Genomic DNA, 22,246 nt, shown 5'->3' on the forward strand with positions numbered 1-22,246 from the left:
ATTTAACGTATTAACAAGCCTATTAAGCATCATAATCAGGTTGTCGTATATACAAAACATTTAATGTCTGTTTTAATGAAGGCGTGTAAATTTCTGAGATTAAACAAGAGTGATATTGGTTGATGGTTTGAAATGCTTAATATTGAAGCATATTGAACCTCCTTTATAAATGTGGCAAGATTCGTTGAATTTTTACTAAAAGAAATAAGAACATGATTAATATGATTCGTTCCAAAGCTGCTGTTATACTTGTTTCTGGTTTATTTTTAAGTGGTTGTGCTTCAACAAAGGTGAATGACCAAAATGGTCCGTATGATCCTTTGGAGTCAATGAATCGTGCTGTTTTTAATTTTAACGAAACGGTTTACGATAATTTATTTGATCCAGCAGTAAGACAGTATAAGCGGATCATGCCTGATCCACTTGAATTGATGGTAGGGAATTTTTTCTCAAACCTCAATGAAGTTGTCGTGATTACCAATTCAGTTCTGCAGTTAAATTATGAGAGCGCATTGGCTAGTAGCGCAAGACTGTTAGTTAATACGACATTCGGAGTATTTGGCCTGATTGATATTGCAAGTGATATTAGTGCGGTGAGCGATGTCAATCTCAACAAGCGTAATGAGGATTTCGGCCAGACATTAGGCCGATATGGGGTCGGAAGCGGACCTTATATCGTATTGCCTCTATTAGGTCCGAGTTCCGTTCGTGATACATTCGGGATGGCGGTGGATAGCTTCTTTATGGATCCTGTCACGCAAGGGGTAACGGGTGTATTCTTGAATCATGTCAGTTATATTAATTCACCGGCGTTACGCCTTCCTGTTGCGACAGCACGCACATTTAACAATCGCGCGGAATTTCTAGAACAAGACAAGACACTTGAAGAAGCTGCTTTAGACAAATATGAGTTTATTCGCGATGCTTATACCCAGAGAAGAGAGAGCCTGGTTAATAACAGTAGCGAGGATAAATAAAGAGAAATCGAATCTTTTAACTTTGAGTGCAATATCGTATGTGTATTCAAGTTTAATGGATCGAAAACAAGGCACACCGGCTTTGTGGAGTTTTCCAATAGCCAGTGTGCTTTATTTTTTCGGGTCTGGGAAATGAGTGTCAAAGGAGAAGAGATTCCGGAAATTCTGATTTTCGTGGATTTGTGAGATATCAGGTGATTCCTGGAATGTTGGAGAAGTAAATAAATGATCAAACAGATAGTGATAGTTGGAAGTGGATTGGCTGGCTATGGGGTCGCGCGGGAGTTTCGCAAGCTGGATGCCGAAACACCGATTTTAATGTTGTCAGCGGATCATGGCGGTTTTTATTCCAAACCCATGCTATCGAATGCTTTATCATCCGGCAAAACTCCAGAATCCATTTTAAATGGCGATGCCGCTCAAATGTCGGCGCAGTTAAAAATTGTAATACGTCCTCATTGCTGTGTAGCGTCCCTGAATCAACCTAAGAACGAAGTAATTTTAGCTGATGGTGAAAGCGTGCTCTATGATCGGTTGGTTCTGGCGCTAGGCGCAGATCAAGTGCGCTTGCCATTATCAGGCAGTGGTGTGGAGAAGGTACTGACGGTCAATGACCTGGATGATTATAAAAAATTTCGTGCAGAGTTAGATGAAAAAAAAAGAGTAAGCATTATTGGAGCAGGGTTGATCGGATGTGAATTTGCAAATGACTTGGCCTTAACCGGTCATCACGTCGATGTGATTGATATTAGTTCACAACCGCTCGGGCGGCTTCTACCTCCGGCCGGAGGCGCTTTTATTCAAAGAAAGCTTGAGGGAATTGGTGTTACTTTTCATTTAAATACTTCAGTCAACTCCATTGATCAGGTACAAGAGCATTTGTATTTGACTTTTGCGAATGGCAACTCAATAGAGTCAGATGTTGTCTTATCAGCAGTTGGGTTGCGGCCGCGTACTCAGCTTGCGGCATCGACAGGGATTTCGGTTAATCGGGGAATCATTGTGAATAGGTATCTGCAAACGCAATTGAATGATATTTATGCTTTGGGTGATTGTGCTGAGGTTGAAGGGAAAGTATTGCCGTTCGTGATGCCTATTTCTCATGCTGCTCGAGCGCTTGCTGCAACACTCGCGGGAAATCCTACGCCTGTTCATTATCCGGCGATGCCTGTGATTGTTAAAACTTCGTCGTGTCCAACCGTGGTTTCGCCACCGGACTTTGGCATTATAGGTGCATGGAATGTAGAGGCGGATGAAAATGGCATTAAGGCGCTTTATGAAGATAATGCCGGCAATTTAATCGGATATGCATTATTGGGAGATGCAACGAAGGAAAGAAACAGTTTAACGGCGCGATTGCCGGCAGTTTTGCAGTAAAACCAATTTAGAATATTTTTTACGGATAGTTTTCGATATCAATTGATGGTTATTGCTGATGAAGCTATTGTTTGATTTATTTCCGGTTGTATTATTTTTTCTTGCTTATAAGTTGTACGATATTTTCGTTGCAACTGCGGTTGCAATAGTTGCAACGGTTGTGCAAATCGGCTGGCTTTGGATACGCCATCGTCAAGTTGAAAAAATGATGTGGATAAATTTGGCAGTAATTATTGTATTTGGTGGTGCGACATTGGTTTCTCAGGATGAGACGTTTATTAAATGGAAGCCGACGGTTTTTTACTGGCTTATTGGATCGGCGTTGCTGATATCCAATTTGCTATTTAATAAGAATTTGATAAAGCTGGCTCTTGAGAAACAGGTGTCACTTCCACCAGCCATTTGGAATTACCTCAATCTGAGTTGGGTTGTTTTTTTTGTAGTAATGGGTTGTGTCAATCTTTTTGTCGCGTTTAGCTTTTCTTTGGATGCATGGGTTTCTTATAAACTTTTTGGAGCAACCGGCTTAATGCTTATTTTTATCGTGGCGCAGATAATTTTGTTGGGAAAATATATAGAAGATGCAAAAGCATTGGTGACTGAAAATGAGAATGACGTTAGCCAGGAAAAAGTGAAAGACGAAATCAAAAATCCAAATCCAGCGAGCAAAAAATAAAGATGTTATATATGATTAACGGAGAGGATGTGCCGGATAGCCTGGAAAGAAGAATGGCGGTGCGTTCGCAGCATCTGAGTAGAATCCAGATTTTACAGAATGAAGGCCGGTTAATTTTAGCGGGTCCTTTTCCTGCGATTGATAGTTTGGAGCCCGGACCGGCAGGTTTCTCGGGTAGCTTGATTGTGGCAGAGTTTGAGTCTTTGGAGGCTGCTAAAGCTTGGGCAAATGCAGACCCTTATGTAAGTGCCGGGGTGTATCAGAAAGTGATTGTTAAGCCATTTAAAAAGGTATTGCCAAGTTAATTTCTACTGAGTGTTGCTTTTCCCAGGGATTAAAATACTTTTGTAGATAACGCGTTAGGTAAAGATTCACGTATATTCAGTTAAAGCGTATACTTTCTTGGTCTTATAGTATGAAGAATGTATTTTTATTTAATTACAGTAGAGGAAATTCCATGCGTTTGATGAGATTCTCACAAATTATATTAGTTAGTTTTCTAAGCTTTGCCGCCATGTCAGCTCATTCTCAATCGGGCGGTGTGATGGCGAAAGTTAATGGTGTTGCGATTCCGCAAGCGCGTTTGGATCTGATGGTAAAGGCGAATGTAGCACAAGGACAGCCCGATGGACCTGAAATGCGAAAAGCGCTACGTGAAAATTTAATCGCCGAAGAAATCCTGGCTCAGGAAGCTGTTAAAAAAAGATTGGATCTGGATCCAGAAGTTATTGCACAGCTAGAAATCGCCCGGCAGGCTGTATTGGTGAGAGCATTTCAGGCTGATTACATCAAAAATAATATTGTCAGCGAAGATACTTTGCGCAAGGAATATGAGATGCTGAAAGTCCAAATGGGCGATAAGGAATATAAAGCACGTCATATTCTCGTAGGGACTGAGAGTGAAGCGCTTGATATCATTGCTCAGCTCAAGAAAGGCGGCAATTTTGCTAAATTAGCCGAGCAAAAATCACTGGATGACGGTAGTAAGGAAAACGGAGGCGAACTTAACTGGAGTCCACCGGCAGCTTATGTTCGGCCTTTTTCTGAAGCGCTCGTGAAATTGTCAAAAGGTGGAAGAACAGACTTGCCCGTTCAAACTTCTTTCGGTTGGCATGTGATCGAATTAATGGATATTCGCCCGATGGCGATCCCGCCTTTTGAAGAAGTGAAGCAAAATATTCAGCAACGTGTATTGCAACGTGAATTCGGTACCGTAGTTCAAGATTTGCGCAGTAAAGCAAAAGTCGAATAATTTTCTGCAATACAGGGTTGAATGGACGTGGATACGCTTCTAGTGCGAAATTTGTCTTTCAACCCTTGGAGCGACAGCACAAAGCAGTTCATAGCTGTTAGTGTTTGCATGGCAAGCCACTTCGTCAACAGGCAACCCCTTTCCCCATAAGATTACCGCACTGCTTAATCCAGCGTCTCTAATATCTGTAAGATCTACTGCGATCATATCCATTGACACTCGTCCTAATAATCTGCTTCGTTGATTATTGACTAATACCGGTGTATTTGTGGGCGCATGTCGAGGGTATCCGTCGGCATAGCCACATGCCACGATTCCTATACGCATCGGACGATCCGCTTCGAAAAGACCGTGATAACCAACTTTATCGCCGATTTGCAAATCATGGATAGCAATAATTTTACTTGAGAGTGTCATTACAGGTTTCAACTGAAGATTGGATGCTGTTTTGTCCGGAAAAGGTGATGAGCCGTATAACATGATTCCGGGACGAATCCAGTCAGACTGTGTTTCAGGGTAGCGGATGATTGCTGCAGAGTTTGCGACTGAACAAGGGTAATGATAATCCTTGGTAATTGAACGGAAAATTTCAAACTGCCGAGAAACACTCTCTTTTTCCGCAGGAATATCGGCGCTTGCAAAGTGGGTCATTAACGTCAGGCTTCTTGCGCATTGATTATCGATGAGATACTTGATTATCCGGGCGAGTTGATTAGGGTGCAGACCAAGGCGATTCATTCCGGTGTTAATTTTCAGGAATATGTCCAGCCTATGCTTCGATTTAGATAACATGGCGACTTGTTCTTCGTGGTGAATAACCGCACTCAGCTTATAGCGTTGAAACTCGGGTAATTCTTCAATGGAAAAGAAGCCTTCCAAAAGAAGAATCGGTTGCTGATAGCCCGCCTTTCGTAATGCGATAGCCGCATTCAATTCGAGTAACGCAAAACCATCCGCATCTTTGAGTGCGCTTACAACCGGAAAAAGCCCGTGTCCGTATGCATCCGCTTTTATAACAGCCATAATCCGGGCTTTCGTTGCATATTGACGTACCATTGCTAAATTTTGAGTGAGAGCGGATAAATCGATTGTTGCTTGTATCGGGCGTGACATCAATTTAAAAAGTAAAATATTTCGAGTAAATTAGGATAAGAAGCAAATGATAGTCTTTATTTTCGTGCACCAATTATTCTTTGAAGCGTTCGTGAGATGATGATTGGCATTATGTGCTAATCTCACGGACTGTTAACGCTTAGCGGCTAATACTATCACTTTGATCGGTTTCGTGCGAAAGCCTGTTATTGACTGACTAATAAAAATAAGGAAAAAGTTTGGAACGAGGCTTTTATACAATCATGGCGGCGCAATTTTTCTCATCGTTAGCAGATAATGCGCTGTTGGTTGTGGCGATTGCATTGTTGATTGATTTGCATGCTCCAGCCTATTTAACACCGATGCTTAAGTTTGTTTTTGTGGTGTTTTACGTCATTCTCGCGCCTTTCGTGGGGGCTTTTGCAGATTCGATGCCAAAAGGGCGGGTAATGTTTTTTAGTAATACCATTAAAATAATAGGTTGCGGTTTTCTATTTATTGCTATGAGTCAGTACTTTGCATTGATGGCCTATGCAATTGTCGGCTTGGGTGCAGCCGCGTACTCTCCAGCCAAATATGGCATTTTGACCGAGTTATTACCACCTGAAAAATTAGTGATTGCGAATGGCTGGATTGAAGGATTGACAGTTGCTTCAATTGTTTTGGGGACTGTTCTGGGTGGAGTCCTGATTACACCGGCAGTTGCTAACCTGTTATTAGAGTTGGATCTTCCGGTGATTGATACTGGAATAGATAATGCTCTGGAAAGTAGTATCTTAATCATCGCCGCTATCTATTCCGTAGCGGCGGTATTTAATTTGTATATCCCGAATACTGGTGTCGATCATCGAATTCCCAAAAAAAATCCGCTCTATCTGGTTCATGAGTTCAGTCATTGTGTAAAGTTATTATGGACTGACAAACTCGGTCAGATATCGTTAGCGGTAACCACCTTGTTCTGGGGAGCTGGTGCTACATTGCAATTTATTGTCTTAAAATGGGCGGAAGTGGCGATGGGTTATCCGTTGAATCAGGCTGCCCAGCTTCAAGGAGTGGTGGCTCTGGGTATCGCAGTAGGTGCTATCTTGGCTGCAAAGTGGATTTCATTGAGGCAATCAGTAAAAGTTATTCCTCTTGGAATTGCGATGGGTATCGTTGTAATCGTGATGATTCTTGTCAGGGATTTATGGATTGCGATTGCGCTGTTAATGTTGATCGGTGGTTTGGCCGGTTTTTTCGTGGTGCCGATGAATGCGTTATTACAACATCGCGGGCATATTCTCATGGGTGCCGGTCATTCGATTGCGGTACAAAATTTTAATGAGAATTTAAGTATCCTGGTAATGCTATTGCTTTATGCCTTATTGATTTTTCTTGAAGTTCATATCTATGCTGTGATCGCGGCATTCGGTTTGTTCGTATCGGTGATGATGACGCTGATCAGGAAATGGCATTTAACGAATCAAAGTAAAGAAGACTCGCTACATTTGATTGGTGCGAGAAAAATTCACTAACTTTTTTGTAAATGACTCATTGTTCGGGTCGAAGAACTTCATTTCAAAGATTGCATCGTCGTATTTGCGAAACATAAATCCTTCCAAGCTTTTGCTTTCTCCGGTAGCGATCGCAGCAAATAAGCCGGATGGTAGGTAACAATTAGCGGAATGTCAGAATAATGATGCACTTTTCCGCGTAAGCTTGAGATGCTGTCGTCGCATTTGAGAAGGTTTTGCGCGGCAACCTTTCCCAATGCGACGATGAGTTTCGGTTTAATTAATTCGATTTGTTTTATTAGATAGGACTCGCATTGCCGAGCTTCGTTTAGAGTGGGATTCCTGTTGCCGGGCGGGCGGCATTTTACGATGTTTGTAATATAGACGTTATCGCCTCTTTTTAATCGGATTGCCGCTAGCATTTGATCCAGCAGTTTGCCCGCTTGTCCGACAAAAGGTTCACCTATTTCGTCTTCTCTTGCGCCGGGACCTTCGCCGATAAATAACCAATCCGCATGTTCGTCGCCGACACCGAAAACAGTATGGATTCTGGTATGGCTTAATTGGCAGCGGAAACAATCGGTGACCGCTTGTTTTAACTGATTCCAGCTTGTTTGATCAGATTCTTTGATGAGCTGACTATCCTCGACCGGATGAAATGTGTTTGGCGGAGTCTCCTGGATGGATGGTTCTTCATGAGAGAACTTACCACCGTACTCGGAAATATTCGATTTCTGGCGCCATACCGGAAGCAAGTTTAATTCTTTAAGCCTGTATGCGTGCTTACTATTCATAGCATTAATTGCATGACGCGCGCATCTTCGCGGCCACACATTGCGGGGTAATAGCCTTTGCGTGTCGCAATTTGCTGAAACCCCATTTGTTGATAGAGTTGCGCTGCGCCGTGATTGGATTCTCTAACATCCAGTAAGATCGACTTTGCATTCATGCTGCGAGCACTTTGTATGAGATGTTGCAGTAATTTTCTTCCAAAGCCCTTGTTCTGCCAATTTGCGGCGATTCCTAGTGTGAGTATATGAGCTTCATCAGGACTCATCATCATGATTCCATACCCTACGATCGTGCCCGCTTGTTCCATGACCTGGCATAGATAGTCCGCTTTAATTGAATCCGAGAAATTCCCGGGTGACCATGGAAAAAGGAAGATTTCCCGTTCGATCAGGATGATGTGCTCCAGGTCGGTTGGATGCATTGTTCTAATTTCAAAGGCTTGTTGCGACGTCATACTTTGCGCTCATTTTCTGTTAATGCAACTTTATTACGGATATAAACTGGACTGGCATCCGCGGGATTCAGGCGAATACCTTCGCGGAATTTATACAAAGCAAGTTGCGCTATTTCTGTGGCATGAGGATGAAATCCGCTGTGAATCTGTTGGATAGTATCAGAATAGAATGCCGCCAGCTTTGGGCGATAAACATCAAAACCACTGCCGCATGCTATCCATTCATGACCGGGTAATAAGGGCACATTGTCGGGCGAGCACAGCATGGGCGGACTAATAATTTTCCAATTAAAGCGAGTGATTTTCTGATATGCGGCATGATAGATTTCTCCCATGCGGGCATCAAGTGCTGTCACTACAAAATGTGCAGCCGTCTTCTGTGCTAACGCTTCGAGGGTATTAATTCCAACAACGGGCAGGTTGGCGGCATAAGCTAATCCTTGCGCTACGCCGCACGCGATGCGCAAACCGGTAAACGAGCCTGGGCCCGCACCAAAAGCGATGCCATCCATTTGGTGCAAGGTTAATTGGGTGGTTTTCAGTAATTCTTGCACCATTTCCAGCAGCATTTCAGAATGTTTCTGGCCGGCATGAACCTCTTTTGCGACGATGCCATCGTCCATTAATAATGCAACGGAACAGAATTCCGTTGAGGTTTCAATTGCAAGAATTTTCAACGCCGGTACTCGATAAAATGGATGCAAAGATTTGCTGAATGGCGCAAATGGAGTTTATTTCAAGGGCCAATGGGCAAGGGAGATATAATCGATTCCCTTTTGACCGGGTTTTGACTGTACGAGATGCCATTCATTGATATGCCACAGAATCGGTTTCATCAGTTGGCTAGTGATCGGGTGAGAAGCTTTTTTGATAAGCGTGATATGAGGCTTGTAGTGACGTTTGTCAAATAAGAATCCGGCTTCCGTGAGTGAATTCCTTAGCGATTCTACCAGTAAAAATAATTCATTGGGATAATGTTCCGCTTCTGCAAATATGATTTGGTTGTGTTTCCAATAGCTGATTTTATTAAGCTCCAATTCAAATTTCTGTGCCGAAATTTTTCTCATCGTTTCTCGCAATATATCAATGCGACAAATATCTACGTTGCCGAGGAATAAAAGTGTGAGATGAATGTGACGTGTTTTGATGATTCGTCCACCGCATGTTGTATGGAGTTCCACGGCTTGTTGCGTTAATTTCTTTTGTAGAATTTCATTTGGAAAAGCAGCTAGAAATACGCGGCTTGATTCTTTTTCCGATGCGCTGTTGTTATCAACCACTCTATTGTGGTGCTCGGATGATCAAACAAACAACTTCTGCAGCGATACCTTCTTGGCGGCCAAGCGCTCCCAATTTTTCCGCTGTTTTAGCTTTGATGTTGATATTGCCGGTGTGGGTTTCCAGATCCTGTGCAATATTGTTTCTCATAGCTGGGATATGGGGTGCCATTTTGGGAGCTTGAGCGATAATGGTTGCGTCCAGGTTACTAAGCGTATAGTGGTGTTTTTTCAGTAAGCTGTAGACTTCGCGAAGCAATAAGCGGCTATCAATGTTTTTAAAACGGGGATCCGAATCGGAAAAGTGTTGACCGATGTCCCCTAGAGCGGCAGCGCCGAGCAGTGCATCACAAATCGCGTGCAAGAGTACATCTGCATCCGAATGCCCAAGCAATCCTTTATCATGCGGAATCGTAACGCCGCCGATAATCAGTTGGCGCCCTTCAACTAATTGATGTATGTCGCACCCTTGTCCTATTCTCATTGCGTTCACTGGTTATTCCTTTGTTGTAATATTAATTCCGCTAGTGCCAGATCATTGGGGTAGGTGACTTTGAAATTGTAAGAGTCACTCGCAACAAGTTTGGGGTGAAATCCAATAGCTTCAACTGCGCTGGCATCATCCGTGATGGGTGTTTCGATCGTATTTTGCAGTGCCTGAGTGAGAAGCGCATGGCGAAACATTTGAGGTGTTTGCGCTTGCCAGAGATTCTCACGAGGCTCCGTGCATGCTACCCGGGTTTCTTTGTTACTGCGTTTTAGCGTGTCGGCGACGGGAACCGCCAGTAATCCTCCTACTGCATCATTCGCCAGCTCGTCAATCAGTTTGTCGAGATGCCAACGGGATAAGCATGGCCGGGCTGCATCATGCACAAGAATCCAATCCTCCGGGTCGATTTGAAGTTCATGTTGCGCAGCAATGAGACCATTAAGGACGCTATCCGCACGTGTTGCCCCACCGCATCTAAATACATTTAATTTATCGGAAAACTTAGACCAGTCGAATTTATTCCACTCGGTATCGTGGGGTGAGAGAACGACCAGAACATGAGCGATTGACGGGTTCTTGCAAAGCGTATGGATTGCATGATAGATCATCGGTTTGCCGCTCAACGATAAATACTGTTTGGGGATATCGTTACCCATCCGGGATCCCGAGCCTGCTGCCGGAATTAATGCGAGGAACTTGGACATGGCGGGATCTTCAGGGAAAATAAATCTATCAACGAAATAATTGAGTTACTAGCAACCTAGGGGGCTATTATATTTTTTTTAGCTTGCGATTGCTTGGAATTTATGACTTTTACTTGGAATGAGTCACTCGCTTTCGAACATGGTTGCCATATTGAAAATTCGTAACAGGTATAATGTATGTCTTTAAACGAGGTGAAATTTATGGAAGCTGAACGTATTAATGCATTATCGAATCAACTTCAGGATCTCGGTGATCGAACCAAAGAATTACGGGGGTTTCTTTGACTTCGAGAACAAGCAAACCAGACTGAGTGAGCTGGCGCTAGTCCTTGAGGATCCGGCGATTTGGAATGATAGCAAGCGAACTGAAGAGATCGGCCGCGAGAAGAAATCGTTGGAAGACATCGTGTTAACCCTGGAATCATTGGATCAGCAACTGCAGGATGCTCAAGAATTGTTTGAGTTGGCCAAGTCGGAAGAAGACGATTCGGCACTTGAAAGTATCGCGGTTGATGTCGAGAGTATTGAGAAAACCGTTGCGAATCTTGAATTTCGGCGGATGTTCTCCGGTCCGATGGATCCAAGCAATTGTTTTCTGGATATTCAATCCGGCTCGGGAGGGACGGAAGCTCAAGATTGGGCGGCAATGCTGGAACGTATGTACCTGCGCTATTGTGAAAGGGAAGGGTTGCAAGTGGAAGTAATGGAAGAATCACCGGGAGATGTTGCCGGAATAAAAAGCGCAACCTTAAAAGTGATGGGTGACTATGCTTACGGATATTTAAGAACGGAAACCGGGGTACATCGTCTGGTACGGAAATCACCTTTTGATTCGGGCAATCGCCGACATACATCGTTTGCGAGTGTTTTTGTGTATCCGGAGGCAGACGATAACATTGAAATTGAAATCAACCCCGCCGATTTAAGGATCGACACATTTCGTGCTTCGGGTGCGGGCGGGCAACATATTAACAAGACCGACTCCGCCATTCGGATTACGCACAATCCAACCGGGATCGTAGTTCAATGCCAAAGCGGACGTTCGCAGCATCGAAACAAAGCGGATGCGCTGGCAATGCTGAAATCGAGATTGTACGAAGCGGAATTGCGTAAGCGCAATGAAGAGAAACAAGCGGTTGAGGAATCCAAAACGGATATTGGCTGGGGTCATCAAATCCGATCGTACGTTTTGGATCAATCCCGGATTAAGGATTTGCGCACCAATGTTGAAGTTGGAAATACCCAAAGCGTGCTGGATGGCGATTTAAATGGTTTTATCGAAGCGAGCCTGAAGCAAGGTGTTTGATAGAGTTTGACTGGATTGTCGATAAGGCGCTAGGTACCGGATAAGCGTACAATTTACGAAATTCTGAAAAAACGGCAGAGATACGGTAGCATAGCGGCATTTTTAACACCGCAAAGATTTTACTATGCCAGTCAATATTCCCTCTTTATCTCCTGAACAGTTGTTGCCCGTTGCCGGTGTGGCGCTTGGTATTGCCGAAGCGGGTATCAAGAAACCCGGCCGCAAGGATTTGCTGGTGATGGTATTGGCCGAAGGCACTCAGGTTGCCGGTGTGTTTACGCAGAATCGTTTTTGTGCGGCACCGGTCGTCGTGGCAAAGCGGCATCTGGCGCAGTCGGTGCGAGCATTAGTGATCAATACCGGCAATGCCAATGCCGGAACCGGAGAACCGGGAATTGCCCATGCGCAAACTACCTGTGCGGCATTGGCCAGTCGTCTGGGCTTGGCTCCGCAGCAGGTGTTACCGTTTTCAACCGGTGTGATCATGGAACCGTTGCCGGTGGAACGGATTATCCAAGGATTACCCGCTGCTGTGACGGATTGCAAAGCAGATAACTGGTTCCATGCGGCGCATGCGATCATGACCACCGATATCGTGCCGAAAGCGGCGTCAAGACAAGTACAAATCAATGGTAAAACCATCACGATTACCGGTATTGCGAAAGGATCCGGCATGATCCGTCCGAATATGGCGACGATGCTCGGGTATGTCGCGACTGATGCGGCGATTAGCCAACCGATGTTGCAAAGGCTGATCCAACATGCAGCGGATCGTTCGTTCAATCGCATTACCGTGGATGGTGATACTTCGACCAACGATGCCTTTATCGTGATGGCGACCGGCAAAGCGGGTAATAAGGAGATTTTCAATCCACATACCGAAGAATTCTGCTTGCTGCAGGATGCGATTACCGAGGTGGCGGCAGGGCTTGCGAAAATGATTGTGCGTGACGGTGAAGGCGCGACCAAATTCATTACCGTCCAAGTTGAAAACGGTAAAAGCAAGAACGAATGCGCCAAAGTGGCTTATGCCGTCGCGCATTCACCGCTGGTCAAAACTGCCTTTTTTGCGTCTGATCCGAATTTGGGCAGGATTCTCGCAGCGATCGGTTATGCCGGGATTGATGACTTGAATGTTGATGATATTCAACTCTATCTCGATGATGTGCTGGTGGCGGAAAAAGGCGGCCGGGCAGCGGATTATCGCGAGGAAGATGGTCAGCGGGTGATGAATCAGGCTGAAATCGTCATTCGTGTCGTGCTTAATCGGGGTAATGCTTCGACGACAGTATGGACCTGCGATTTTTCCTATGATTACGTGAAGATTAATGCGAGCTACCGGAGTTAAGAGCCGGTAGGATATACGATGAGTGATTGGGATAAGTGGTATAAGCGGGCGAACAAACTATTGGATCGCCTGGAACATTTACTGCCACAGTCGCATCCGGAACCCGACTGGCAGGCATCGTCGGCTTTTCGTTGGTGCCGTCAGGGAAATTCGGGTTTTATCGAGGCGGTTACGCATCCGCATCGTATTGCACTCGATGCGTTGTGTGGTATCGATCGGCAGAAGCGGCGTATCGATCAGAATACGCGGCAGTTTGTGCGGGGTTTCCCGGCGAATAATGTGCTGCTGACCGGTGCGCGCGGTACCGGTAAGTCATCGTTGATTAAAGCATTGCTGAATCAATATGCCAAAGATGGTTTACGCTTAATCGAGGTGGAAAAACATCATCTGGTCGATTTGCATGAGATCGTGCAAAAAATTTATCAGCGTCCGGAGCGGTTTATTCTGTTTTGCGATGACTTGTCATTTGAAACCGATGAACCAGGCTACAAAGCATTGAAAGTGGTGCTGGATGGTTCGATTGCGACGGTTTCCGATAATGTGCTGATTTATGCGACGTCGAACCGCCGCCATATGGTACCGGAATTCATGCGCGATAATCTCGACACGAAACATATGGGTGAAGAGATACACCCGAGCGAAGCAGTCGAGGAGAAGATTTCACTGTCCGAACGCTTTGGTTTGTGGGTGTCGTTCTATCCGTTTAATCAGGATGAATATCTGGATATCGTGCGTTACTGGTTGGGCTATTTCGGAATAGCCAGAATGACTGAGACGGCTCGTACCGAGGCCTTGCAATGGGCGATTGAGCGCGGTTCGCGCAGCGGCCGGGTGGCGTGGCAATTTGCGCGGGATTTTTCTGGTCGGCAAAACACACGGCGTTAGAAGCAGAAACTCGTGAATTCCATTGCACAAGCTGCCATTCATTCAAATCCGGTTGTGGAAGTCGTCGCTGCGGTGATATTCCAGCCGGATGGGCGGTTTTTACTGGCACAGCGGCCGGAAGGCAAAGTGTATTCCGGTTATTGGGAGTTTCCCGGTGGTAAGGTAGAGCCGGGTGAGTCGCTGATGCATGCACTGACACGTGAACTGTGGGAAGAGCTCGGTATTCATGTTTGTCATGCGTTTCCTTGGGTAACCAGGGTATTTGCCTATTCACATGCGACAGTGCGCTTGCATTTTTTCCGGGTCGGGGAATGGGAAGGCAATTTGACGCCGAGAGAAAAACAAGATGTAAGCTGGCAATGGCCGCACCAGATTGCAGTATCTCCAATACTTCCGGCGAATGGCGCAATTCTGCAATCGTTGCTGCTACCGCCGGTTTATGCCATTACGCATGCTGCTGAGATGGGTGTTCAATCGGAATTAGGAAAGATTGAACGAGCGTTGTTGCATGGCGTGCGCTTATTACAAATCCGTGAGAAGCGGATGGCCAAAGACGATTTAAGAAATTTTGCGCGAGATGTATTGGTAATGGCGCGTCATTCACAAGCAAAGGTGTTGATTAACGGCGATTTAGAGTTGGCGCGCGAACTTGGGGCGGATGGCGTGCATTTGACCTCATCGCAACTGATGACTCTGTTATCTCGTCCGGAGCCGGCCTACGGATTGTGCGGTGCGTCCTGTCATAACATCGAAGAGCTTTTTGCAGCGGAGCGGCTGGGTTTGGATTTTGCCGTGCTGGGACCGGTGCAACCAACGCTAACGCATCCGGGGTTGCTGTCATTAGGCTGGCGCAAATTTGCCGCCTTGATCCGCGATTATTCGTTGCCGGTTTATGCACTGGGAGGATTACGTTTTGATGATCTGGTGACTGCGAAGGAGTTCGGTGCGCATGGTATTGCGATGATGCGCGGAATCGGAGAGCCGAATTAGGAAATACGATCGGCGTAAACTGCGACCTGGTTTCTGCCGCCTTCTTTGGCTTCGTACAAAGCCTTATCCGCGCTATCGAGCATGGCTGAACAGATAAAGTCCACATCGTGTTGCTGTGCGGTTAACATATTTCTCAGGCTGGCCATGCCGATCGAAACAGATACTGTAAATTGTTTATTCATAAAATTCATGGTCGTAGAACATATTGCCTGGCGCAAACGTTCCGCAATTTCATGTGCCGCTTGTAAGGATGTGGATGGCAGTGCGACCACGAATTCTTCTCCGCCATAACGCGCGACGATATCGCACGATCTTACTTGCTCTTTGATTAAGCTGACCATGCGCCGCAATACTAGATCGCCGATTTGATGGCCATAGGTGTCATTGATTTTCTTGAAATAATCAACGTCGAGAAACATACAGATCAGATCATCGTCCCAACGGATGCATCGAGCGATTTCATCTTTAAATCGCAGATCAAAGTAGCGCCTGTTATACGCTTGTGTTAGAACGTCTTGATAACTGATTTCTTTCAGTCTTTGTTGATTAAGGCAATTTTCTACCGCTACAGCGGTCATTGCCGATAATTTCTGCAAAAATAGTGTTCCTACGCCTTCTTGGTAACGATGCGGATCGTGACTGAGCATCATCAGTGCGCCAGTAATGCGATCGCTGCGCAAAAGTGGTAGAAACGCAGCGCTTTTGATTTGATTTCTGGTTTTTAGATTGGCGATCATCCAGGGATATCTTTTTAGTGCTTCCACACCCAGCAGGGGATGACTCACGAGAGTGTGGATGATTTCCACATCTTTTAAGGTATCGAGTATCAATAGCTTATTTTCAAGCAGTAAGCGCGCTTCTTCGTCGTGATCAAAAAATAACCGTTCAGCATCTTTGTGATGATCGACAAGGCACAATACGACATCCAATAACTGGAAACGGGAAATGATTTGAGATAACAGCAAATCGCGCAGCTGCTTGGGTGTATTGGCACCGATAATTTCAAAGCCGAATGTTTCGTATAATTCTTGTTTCTTTTCATTGGCTCTGGCTTGCTTGAGAAATTGATCCAGTTTGCGCTGTAGTTCTCGATTCTGATCGTAGATTGATTCACCCATTTTATGATTCAGAGTTTTTGTTATCTTCAGGATCCGTTTGAGAGTCAGGAATCCGGTAAGATTCTTGCGCCCATTGCGACAAATCATTCACCTTGCAACGTTCAGAACAAAACGGTCGAAAACGGTTAGCGGTTTCCCACACAACTGGCTTGCCGCATTGCGGGCAGGTAACTATGCGCCGTTGCATAATAGTAAACCTTTATTCGGATTATTGGCGATAGTGAAGTTTCCGTCTACTAACATAGAGGAGAATTTTGAAACTATAGTATGACTTTGGATAAAGAGATAGCGACTTTTATGGGTGCGCTACTGGTTATTTTACAAAAATTTTACATGGGTTATTTTAAACTTTCTTGTTTACGTTTTATATATGGATTGATATCCTGGTTACTCGACAAGAATTTTCGGATTTTCTGGCTGGAACCGAGAAGCGTGCCTATAAGCAAGCCATGTTTGCGGTTCATGATGAGCAAGCTGCATTGGATATCGTGCAGGATTCTATGATGAAACTCACAGCAAAGTATGCAACACGTCCCGCTGAGGAACTACCGTTGCTGTTTCAGCGCATTCTGCAGAATACCATTCGCGATTACTACCGTCGACAAAAAATCCGTACGTTATGGACAACACTATTTTCAGCGTTTACACCCAAAGATCAGGATAAAAATCAGGAAGATTTCGATATTCTCGAGACTTTACTGGTTAAACAGGATTCCAATGATCCCGATGTTCAATTTGAAAGAGCGCAGCTAATTGCATTAATAGAAGAGGCACTAGAAATTCTTCCTCCTCGTCAACGTGAAGCCTTTATATTGCGTTATTGGGAAGAGATGAGTTTGGCGGAGACAGCTGACATCATGAAATGTTCGGAAGGAAGTGTAAAAACACATTGTTCCCGTGCAGTTCATTCTTTAGCTACAATACTCAAAGCAAAGGGAGTGGAATTATGAACGAACATGAATTTGGGGAAAAAATTGCCAGGATACTGGATCAAAGTGCTAATGAAACGATAAAGCAAAGTACTTTGTATCGGTTGCAATCGGCCCGCCGGGCTGCGCTCGAACAATGTGAATATGATGAATCGGTGCGATTAATCAATTCCGGTCGTGGCAGCTCGGTTTATGGGCGGCATGGCGGCCATCTTAATGCCGGAAGGCTGTTATTACTATTGACCGTGCTGTATATAGTAATGAGTGTTTTCCTCACCCAATTTTTTGAACACGATCGTAATGCAGCAATTGATGCTCAGATTTTAGCGGATGAATTGCCAGTGGACGCCTATATAAACAATGAGTTTGAGAAATGGCTGGATATCGATTAATTGCTCTTTGCGGTTTGTGTTTGTTTCTTTCTTTTGAAGCTGTTGCTGAGTCCGGTAGATTACGTTGGAAAGAATTGACTGATCAGCAGCAGAGAATTTTGGAGCCGCTGGCGGAATTCTGGGACGGTATGGAGTTCGCACGTAAGAAAAAATGGTTGAGTATTGCAAAGCGCTATCCTAATATGAGTCCGCTTGAACAGCAGCGGATTCAGTCACAGATGCAAGGCTGGTACTCGCTGACCGCTGAACAGCGAAAGCAAGCAAGGGAAAGATTCAAGAAGATGGAGCAGTTGCCGCCTCAGAAACGCCAAGAAATCAAGCAACGCTGGTACGAGTACGAGCAATTGCCGAGTAACTCGAAGAAAAGTTCTAAATCCAGATTTCGATTAACTGCCAATGGATTGGTATAAAAACCAGCTGTTTGTTATTTTCCTATACAAAAATGGGAAAAAATTTCACCCAATAAGTCATCGGCGGTAAATTCCCCGGTAATGGATGATAAAGCATCTTGTGTCAGTCTCAGTTCTTCGGCGAGGATTTCCAATTGATATTGGTGCTGCATCGCTGATTGTGCACATACTATATGCGCATGAGCTTGGCCTAGTGCTTCGAGATGACGCTGTCTGGCCATGAATAAACCTTCTCCTGCAAGATTGAGTTGCCAGCCCGCCAAGTCTAATATTTTCCGTTTTAGCAGATCAATTCCAACGCCGGTCTTTGCTGAAAGATAAATAGCGATACCATTTTCCTGCTCTTTAATTCCAGGCTGATCATGAACTAGATCTATTTTATTGTATACCGTAACTTGTGGTTTGCCGGTTGGAACAACTTGCTGGATGGGGTATGTGGTATTGGGTTGTTGTTGACTGATATCAACGAGGGATAGAATCATATCGGCGCTATGGATTGCGGCATGCGTCCGTTCAATGCCTTTTTGTTCAACGATATCATTGGTTTCTCTGAGACCCGCTGTGTCCATGATATGAATTGGAATCCCGTCGATGCTAATAGTACGCTGGATGGTATCGCGAGTTGTGCCGGGAATTTCGGTGACTATGGCTGCTTCTTCATGCGCCAATTGATTGAGCAAGCTCGATTTGCCTACATTCGGGGCACCAACAAGCGCGATTCGAATACCTTCTTGCAGCAAGTTTCCTTGGCGTGCCGATAAGATTATTTGTTCTAGCCTGTTGCAGATCTGTGCCAGTTTCTCGTTAATTTTTATGGTGTGTAAATTATCAATTTCATCCTCCGGGAAATCCAGAGTGGCTTCAACAAGCATGCGAAGCTTGATCAATGTGTTTACTAATTCGTGAATTTTGGTCGAGAAGTGACCTTGTAAAGAGTGAATTGCGCACTGAGCTGCTTGATTCGTACTGGCTTCAATGATCGCAGCAACACTTTCAGCCTGGATTAAATCAATTTTGTGGTTGAGATAAGCGCGAAGTGTGAATTCCCCCGGTTGCGCTAAACGTGCGCCAGCGGTGAGGCAGCTTGCAAGCAATAAATTCATGACAGCAGGGCCGCCATGTCCTTGCAGCTCCAATACATCTTCACCGGTATATGAACGAGGTGCCGGGAAGTACAGTGCAATACCTTGATCAATGATATGGCCGTGAGCACCCCGGAAACTGCTGTAGCTGGCGAAACGTGGTTCTGGAAGCTTGCCGAGTATTCTTTCTGCAAGTTTTGATAAATCCTTGCCGGAAATGCGAATTACCCCAATTCCACCTCGCCCGGGCGGCGTTGCAATTGCTGCAATGGTATCAAGGCTTACGATGAAATGACTCCGAAGGACTGCACGGTGAAATATGCGAGTGGTTATTCAGAAGGACGACCGCTCGCATAGGTTACTATTTCTTTCTCGTTTTCCTGGCAGTGGCACCGCTTTTAGCTTTCGGTGATGCTTTACTTTTAGTGGAAACCGATGGTGATTGCTTTACTTCTTGCTCAGTATTGATTGCGGCGGTTGTATCCGCTTCCGCTGTATCCGTCTCTTTAGTGGCCGTCAACAGAGGTTTTTCGGAGGCCGGATCAGGCTTGCCTTTACCTTTCTTATTGTTCTTATCCTTGTTAGCATCGCTCTCCGCTTTGTTCTCATACATACGGGTGATTTGCCATTGCTGTGCGATCGAGAGAACATTGTTACACAGCGAGTAGAGTACCAGTCCGGCTGGAAAGAAGAAAAAGAAGATACTGAAAGCGAAAGGCATGATTTGCATTACTTTCGCTTGTATCGGATCGGTTGGAGTAGGGCTGAGTTTCGATTGTACCCACATCGAGATACCCATGATTACCGGCAAAACGTAATAGGGATCCGGTACCGACATGTCGGTTATCCATAACGCAAGAGGTGCGTAACGTAACTCAACGGCCGCCATGAGTGTCCAGAATAGCGCAATGAATACCGGTATTTGCACTAAGATAGGTAAGCATCCCCCCATTGGGTTAATTTTTTCTTCTTTGTAAAATTCCATCATGACCTGATGCATGCGTTGCCGGTCACTGGCATATTGCTCACGGATGCGTTGCAGCTTGGGGGTGACTACTCGTAGCTTCGCCATTGAACGATAACCAGCGGCAGACAATGGAAAGAAGATGAGCTTGACAGTAACAGTCAAGAGGATAATGGCTACTCCCCAATTACCGGTCCATGAATGATAAAAAGATAATAACCAGAATAGCGGTTTAGCCAGAACTGTTAACCAACCATAATCCACGGTCAATTCAAGTCCGGGTGCTAATTCAGCAAGTTTGTCTTGTTCTTGCGGGCCCGCATAAAATGGTACAGAGATATTCTGAACTTGATCCGGTTCGATGGCGCCGACAGGTACAATCACTCCCGCCGTATATTGGTTGGGTGCCAACCGCTTGGCGAAGAACTCGCGAGGCGTATGAGGGGCAGGTAGCCAAGCTGTCAGAAAATAATGCTCCAGCATGGCGATCCAACCATTATCGTCATTGGTCGGGTATTCAGCTTTGCCTTTATCGAGATCGGAAAATTTGATTTTTAGGAATTTTTCCGAATCCGTATACATGGCGGGGCCGGTGTAAGAATGAACTAATGCACCGGCACCGGCTGGCTCATTGGCATCCCGAAGCATTTGGAAGTAGGAAAACGGAATGATCGTCGATTCGCTATGATTCGTGATCTCAAATCCGACATCGATGACATAGCTGCCACGATGAAAAGTATATAGTTTAGTAACTTGTATACCATTTTCTTCAGGCGCCTTCAAACGTACAACGATTTTGTCCTGCCCGGGTTCCAGCCGGTATTTGTCTGATTCTGCAGAATATTTTGTTTTGTGATTGGGTAGCCCGTCGCCGATTAGACCCGATTGGGAAACCTGGAATCGTGCGGTCTTATCAAGCAGTAGCTCATAGGGCTTATTGATATCTTCTCTGGATGGATACAAGACCAAGCCGAGTTGACGAATATCGCCGCCTGCTGTATCAATTTCAGCGATAACCATATCGGTTTGTACGTGTATTTTTTCACCGATGGTAAATAGATTTGGTGTCACTGAGGGACTGATTCCCTCCACTCGGGAAGCTGCACCTGATTCGGCTGTTGTAAAAGTTAATTCATCGCCTGGCACAGGTAATGGGTCATGACGCTGGTCAGCGGTACTTGAAACCGCTCCGGGCATTACTTGTGACGCTGGAGGATAAATTTCTTTTTGCCATGAATCCCACAAAAAAAGCAATGACGTGGAGAAAATAATAATTAATATAAGTTTTCTTGTTTCCATTATTTCTGATCAAGTTATTTTTCTAGAAGAAGCTTCGCATAAAGTGATTATTCTGCAGTTGAGAAAATAAGTATTTTTTTGTTATGCAAATTTGTCTCAATATAATTGCAGTGATGATCTCAAAGATATTGTGATTGGGATTATCGTCTCATGGTACAGGTTCGTATCCACCCTTGTTCCAAGGATTGCATCGCAAGATGCGCCATACGCTTAGACCTGTTCCTCGTATGAAACCATATTTCTTGTATGCGTCACAAGCATATTGGGAACAAGTTGGACTAAAACGGCATGAAGGTGCAAAGAAAGGGCTGATGCAGTACTGATAGAATTTAATTAAGGCGATAGCTAATCGTGACATTGCTGTAGTTGAAACATTAATAATTGCATTTCGGAGATCAGTACTATCGACTCATTTCTGTTTACCGCATGCTTCAATCGAAATACCCAGTCCAGCGATTGACCGCCAGATTGATGCTTGCGAAAGGTTTCACGTAATATTCGCTTAATCCAATTTCGTTTGACCGCATGCCGTTCAATTTTCTTAGAAACTATTAATCCCCGTCGCGCATAACCCAATCCGTTCGGTTTTGCGTATATTTGGATTAAATTTCCGCTGACTTGATACTTAAAATTAATAACTGCAGTAAATTCTGTTGCGCGGCGTAATTTGCATCGCTTGAACAGAAGTAATACTCGTAAAATATAAAATACGTAAAATTATACGCTTAGACGGGCTCGTCCTTTTGCGCGGCGAGCGCGAATGACTGCAGCACCGCCACGTGTTTTCATGCGAACTAAAAATCCATGCGTACGCTTTCTTTTTGTAACCGATGGCTGATAAGTACGTTTCATTTTTTTCTCAAAATTTAGTCAATATAGAACCGCATATTAAAACTTGTTATGGCGCTTGATGTCAATTTTTTTATCAATAAACCAGTA

General features: G+C 44.8%; 27 protein-coding genes. 13 read left to right on the top strand and 14 right to left on the bottom strand.

Annotated elements, in window-relative coordinates:
- The first annotated feature begins 212 nt into the window (after positions 1-212).
- The 5 genes from KF839_RS01420 to KF839_RS01440 all read left to right on the top strand — a co-directional run bounded on the left by KF839_RS01420 (position 213) and on the right by KF839_RS01440 (position 4,282).
- Positions 213-977, top strand: coding sequence for an MlaA family lipoprotein (locus KF839_RS01420; RefSeq protein ID WP_292916026.1), 765 nt, complete (start codon positions 213-215; stop codon positions 975-977).
- 225 nt (positions 978-1,202) lie between these two features.
- Positions 1,203-2,354, top strand: a complete 1,152-nt coding sequence (locus tag KF839_RS01425; RefSeq protein ID WP_292916027.1) for an FAD-dependent oxidoreductase — start codon at positions 1,203-1,205, stop codon at positions 2,352-2,354.
- A gap of 58 nt (positions 2,355-2,412) precedes the next feature.
- Positions 2,413-3,030, top strand: coding sequence for a septation protein A (locus KF839_RS01430; protein WP_292916028.1), 618 nt, complete (start codon positions 2,413-2,415; stop codon positions 3,028-3,030).
- Positions 3,031-3,032: 2 nt separating this feature from the next.
- Positions 3,033-3,335, top strand: coding sequence for a YciI family protein (locus tag KF839_RS01435; RefSeq protein ID WP_292916029.1), 303 nt, complete (start codon positions 3,033-3,035; stop codon positions 3,333-3,335).
- Positions 3,336-3,445: 110 nt separating this feature from the next.
- Positions 3,446-4,282: a peptidyl-prolyl cis-trans isomerase gene (locus KF839_RS01440; RefSeq protein WP_292916030.1), complete on the top strand. Its 837-nt coding sequence runs from the start codon at positions 3,446-3,448 to the stop codon at positions 4,280-4,282.
- A gap of 39 nt (positions 4,283-4,321) precedes the next feature.
- Here KF839_RS01440 and alr read toward each other — a convergent pair whose 3' ends face one another.
- Positions 4,322-5,395 (bottom strand): alanine racemase, encoded by a 1,074-nt coding sequence (alr, locus tag KF839_RS01445; protein WP_292916031.1) that lies wholly within the window; start codon positions 5,393-5,395, stop codon positions 4,322-4,324.
- Positions 5,396-5,613: 218 nt separating this feature from the next.
- Between alr and lplT the strand changes: the two genes are divergently transcribed.
- A complete protein-coding gene (gene lplT / locus KF839_RS01450) occupies positions 5,614-6,888 on the top strand; it encodes a lysophospholipid transporter LplT (protein ID WP_292916032.1) in 1,275 nt (424 codons plus the stop codon).
- A 38-nt stretch (positions 6,889-6,926) separates the two neighbouring features.
- Here lplT and KF839_RS01455 read toward each other — a convergent pair whose 3' ends face one another.
- Genes KF839_RS01455 through ispD form a run of 6 tightly spaced genes read right to left on the bottom strand, consistent with a single transcriptional unit; the run spans position 6,927 to position 10,584 of the window.
- Positions 6,927-7,661, bottom strand: a complete 735-nt coding sequence (locus KF839_RS01455) for a uracil-DNA glycosylase (RefSeq protein WP_292916033.1) — start codon at positions 7,659-7,661, stop codon at positions 6,927-6,929.
- Positions 7,658-8,113, bottom strand: coding sequence for a ribosomal protein S18-alanine N-acetyltransferase (gene rimI, locus KF839_RS01460; RefSeq protein WP_292916034.1), 456 nt, complete (start codon positions 8,111-8,113; stop codon positions 7,658-7,660). The genes KF839_RS01455 and rimI overlap by 4 nt, the downstream gene beginning before the upstream one ends.
- Positions 8,110-8,790, bottom strand: coding sequence for a tRNA (adenosine(37)-N6)-threonylcarbamoyltransferase complex dimerization subunit type 1 TsaB (gene tsaB, locus KF839_RS01465; RefSeq protein ID WP_292916035.1), 681 nt, complete (start codon positions 8,788-8,790; stop codon positions 8,110-8,112). The genes rimI and tsaB overlap by 4 nt, the downstream gene beginning before the upstream one ends.
- Positions 8,791-8,844: 54 nt before the next feature.
- Positions 8,845-9,393 (bottom strand): RNA 2',3'-cyclic phosphodiesterase, encoded by a 549-nt coding sequence (gene thpR, locus KF839_RS01470; RefSeq protein ID WP_292916036.1) that lies wholly within the window; start codon positions 9,391-9,393, stop codon positions 8,845-8,847.
- 1 nt (position 9,394) lies between these two features.
- Entirely contained in the window at positions 9,395-9,874 is a 480-nt protein-coding gene (gene ispF / locus KF839_RS01475) for a 2-C-methyl-D-erythritol 2,4-cyclodiphosphate synthase (protein WP_292916037.1), read from the bottom strand.
- Positions 9,875-9,879: 5 nt separating this feature from the next.
- Positions 9,880-10,584, bottom strand: a complete 705-nt coding sequence (gene ispD, locus KF839_RS01480) for a 2-C-methyl-D-erythritol 4-phosphate cytidylyltransferase (protein WP_292916038.1) — start codon at positions 10,582-10,584, stop codon at positions 9,880-9,882.
- 201 nt (positions 10,585-10,785) lie between these two features.
- On the opposite strand from ispD, the gene prfB reads away from it, so the two are divergent.
- The 4 genes from prfB (at position 10,786) to KF839_RS01500 (ending at position 15,113) form a co-directional block, all read left to right on the top strand.
- Positions 10,786-11,890 (top strand): peptide chain release factor 2 gene (gene prfB, locus KF839_RS01485; protein WP_292916039.1). Its coding sequence is split into 2 segments (ribosomal slippage): positions 10,786-10,866 and positions 10,868-11,890, totalling 1,104 coding nucleotides; the frame shifts between segments, so codons are not numbered across the junction.
- A gap of 124 nt (positions 11,891-12,014) precedes the next feature.
- Entirely contained in the window at positions 12,015-13,238 is a 1,224-nt protein-coding gene (gene argJ, locus KF839_RS01490; RefSeq protein WP_292916040.1) for a bifunctional glutamate N-acetyltransferase/amino-acid acetyltransferase ArgJ, read from the top strand.
- A gap of 18 nt (positions 13,239-13,256) precedes the next feature.
- Positions 13,257-14,123, top strand: coding sequence for an ATP-binding protein (locus tag KF839_RS01495; RefSeq protein WP_292916041.1), 867 nt, complete (start codon positions 13,257-13,259; stop codon positions 14,121-14,123).
- Between the two features lie 12 nt (positions 14,124-14,135).
- Complete coding sequence (locus tag KF839_RS01500) at positions 14,136-15,113, top strand: Nudix family hydrolase (protein ID WP_292916042.1); 978 nt, start codon at positions 14,136-14,138, stop codon at positions 15,111-15,113.
- On the opposite strand, the gene KF839_RS01505 is transcribed toward KF839_RS01500, so the two are convergent.
- A complete protein-coding gene (locus KF839_RS01505; protein WP_292916043.1) occupies positions 15,110-16,231 on the bottom strand; it encodes a DUF484 family protein in 1,122 nt (373 codons plus the stop codon). The genes KF839_RS01500 and KF839_RS01505 overlap by 4 nt on opposite strands.
- A gap of 1 nt (position 16,232) precedes the next feature.
- Positions 16,233-16,418 carry a DNA gyrase inhibitor YacG gene (locus KF839_RS01510; RefSeq protein ID WP_292916044.1) on the bottom strand — a complete coding sequence of 62 codons (186 nt, stop codon included), beginning with the start codon at positions 16,416-16,418 and terminating at the stop codon, positions 16,233-16,235.
- A 196-nt stretch (positions 16,419-16,614) separates the two neighbouring features.
- Here KF839_RS01510 and KF839_RS01515 point away from each other — a divergent pair, with 196 nt between their 5' ends.
- The 3 genes from KF839_RS01515 to KF839_RS01525 are packed head-to-tail and all read left to right on the top strand — an operon-like array spanning position 16,615 to position 17,962.
- Positions 16,615-17,181, top strand: coding sequence for an RNA polymerase sigma factor (locus KF839_RS01515; RefSeq protein ID WP_292916074.1), 567 nt, complete (start codon positions 16,615-16,617; stop codon positions 17,179-17,181).
- The gene (locus KF839_RS01520; protein WP_292916045.1) at positions 17,178-17,552 is read left to right on the top strand and encodes a DUF3619 family protein; all 375 of its coding nucleotides are present in this window, start codon (positions 17,178-17,180) and stop codon (positions 17,550-17,552) included. Before KF839_RS01515 ends, KF839_RS01520 begins: the two co-directional genes overlap by 4 nt.
- A complete protein-coding gene (locus tag KF839_RS01525) occupies positions 17,534-17,962 on the top strand; it encodes a DUF3106 domain-containing protein (RefSeq protein WP_292916046.1) in 429 nt (142 codons plus the stop codon). Before KF839_RS01520 ends, KF839_RS01525 begins: the two co-directional genes overlap by 19 nt.
- Before the next feature lie 14 nt (positions 17,963-17,976).
- On the opposite strand, the gene mnmE is transcribed toward KF839_RS01525, so the two are convergent.
- The 5 genes from mnmE to rpmH form a co-directional block, all read right to left on the bottom strand.
- Positions 17,977-19,332 carry a tRNA uridine-5-carboxymethylaminomethyl(34) synthesis GTPase MnmE gene (mnmE, locus tag KF839_RS01530; protein WP_292916075.1) on the bottom strand — a complete coding sequence of 452 codons (1,356 nt, stop codon included), beginning with the start codon at positions 19,330-19,332 and terminating at the stop codon, positions 17,977-17,979.
- Between the two features lie 73 nt (positions 19,333-19,405).
- Positions 19,406-21,307 (bottom strand): membrane protein insertase YidC, encoded by a 1,902-nt coding sequence (gene yidC / locus KF839_RS01535; protein ID WP_292916047.1) that lies wholly within the window; start codon positions 21,305-21,307, stop codon positions 19,406-19,408.
- Between the two features lie 148 nt (positions 21,308-21,455).
- Complete coding sequence (gene yidD, locus KF839_RS01540; RefSeq protein WP_292916048.1) at positions 21,456-21,665, bottom strand: membrane protein insertion efficiency factor YidD; 210 nt, start codon at positions 21,663-21,665, stop codon at positions 21,456-21,458.
- On the bottom strand, positions 21,653-22,009 hold the full coding sequence (rnpA, locus tag KF839_RS01545; protein WP_323802040.1) for a ribonuclease P protein component: 357 nt from the start codon (positions 22,007-22,009) through the stop codon (positions 21,653-21,655). Before rnpA ends, yidD begins: the two co-directional genes overlap by 13 nt.
- A 15-nt stretch (positions 22,010-22,024) precedes the next feature.
- On the bottom strand, positions 22,025-22,159 hold the full coding sequence (rpmH, locus tag KF839_RS01550) for a 50S ribosomal protein L34 (protein ID WP_090721140.1): 135 nt from the start codon (positions 22,157-22,159) through the stop codon (positions 22,025-22,027).
- Positions 22,160-22,246: the final 87 nt, after the last annotated feature.

It is taken from the genome of Nitrosomonas sp., from assembly GCF_019635155.1.
In the GTDB taxonomy this organism is placed as follows: Bacteria; Pseudomonadota; Gammaproteobacteria; order Burkholderiales; family Nitrosomonadaceae; genus Nitrosomonas.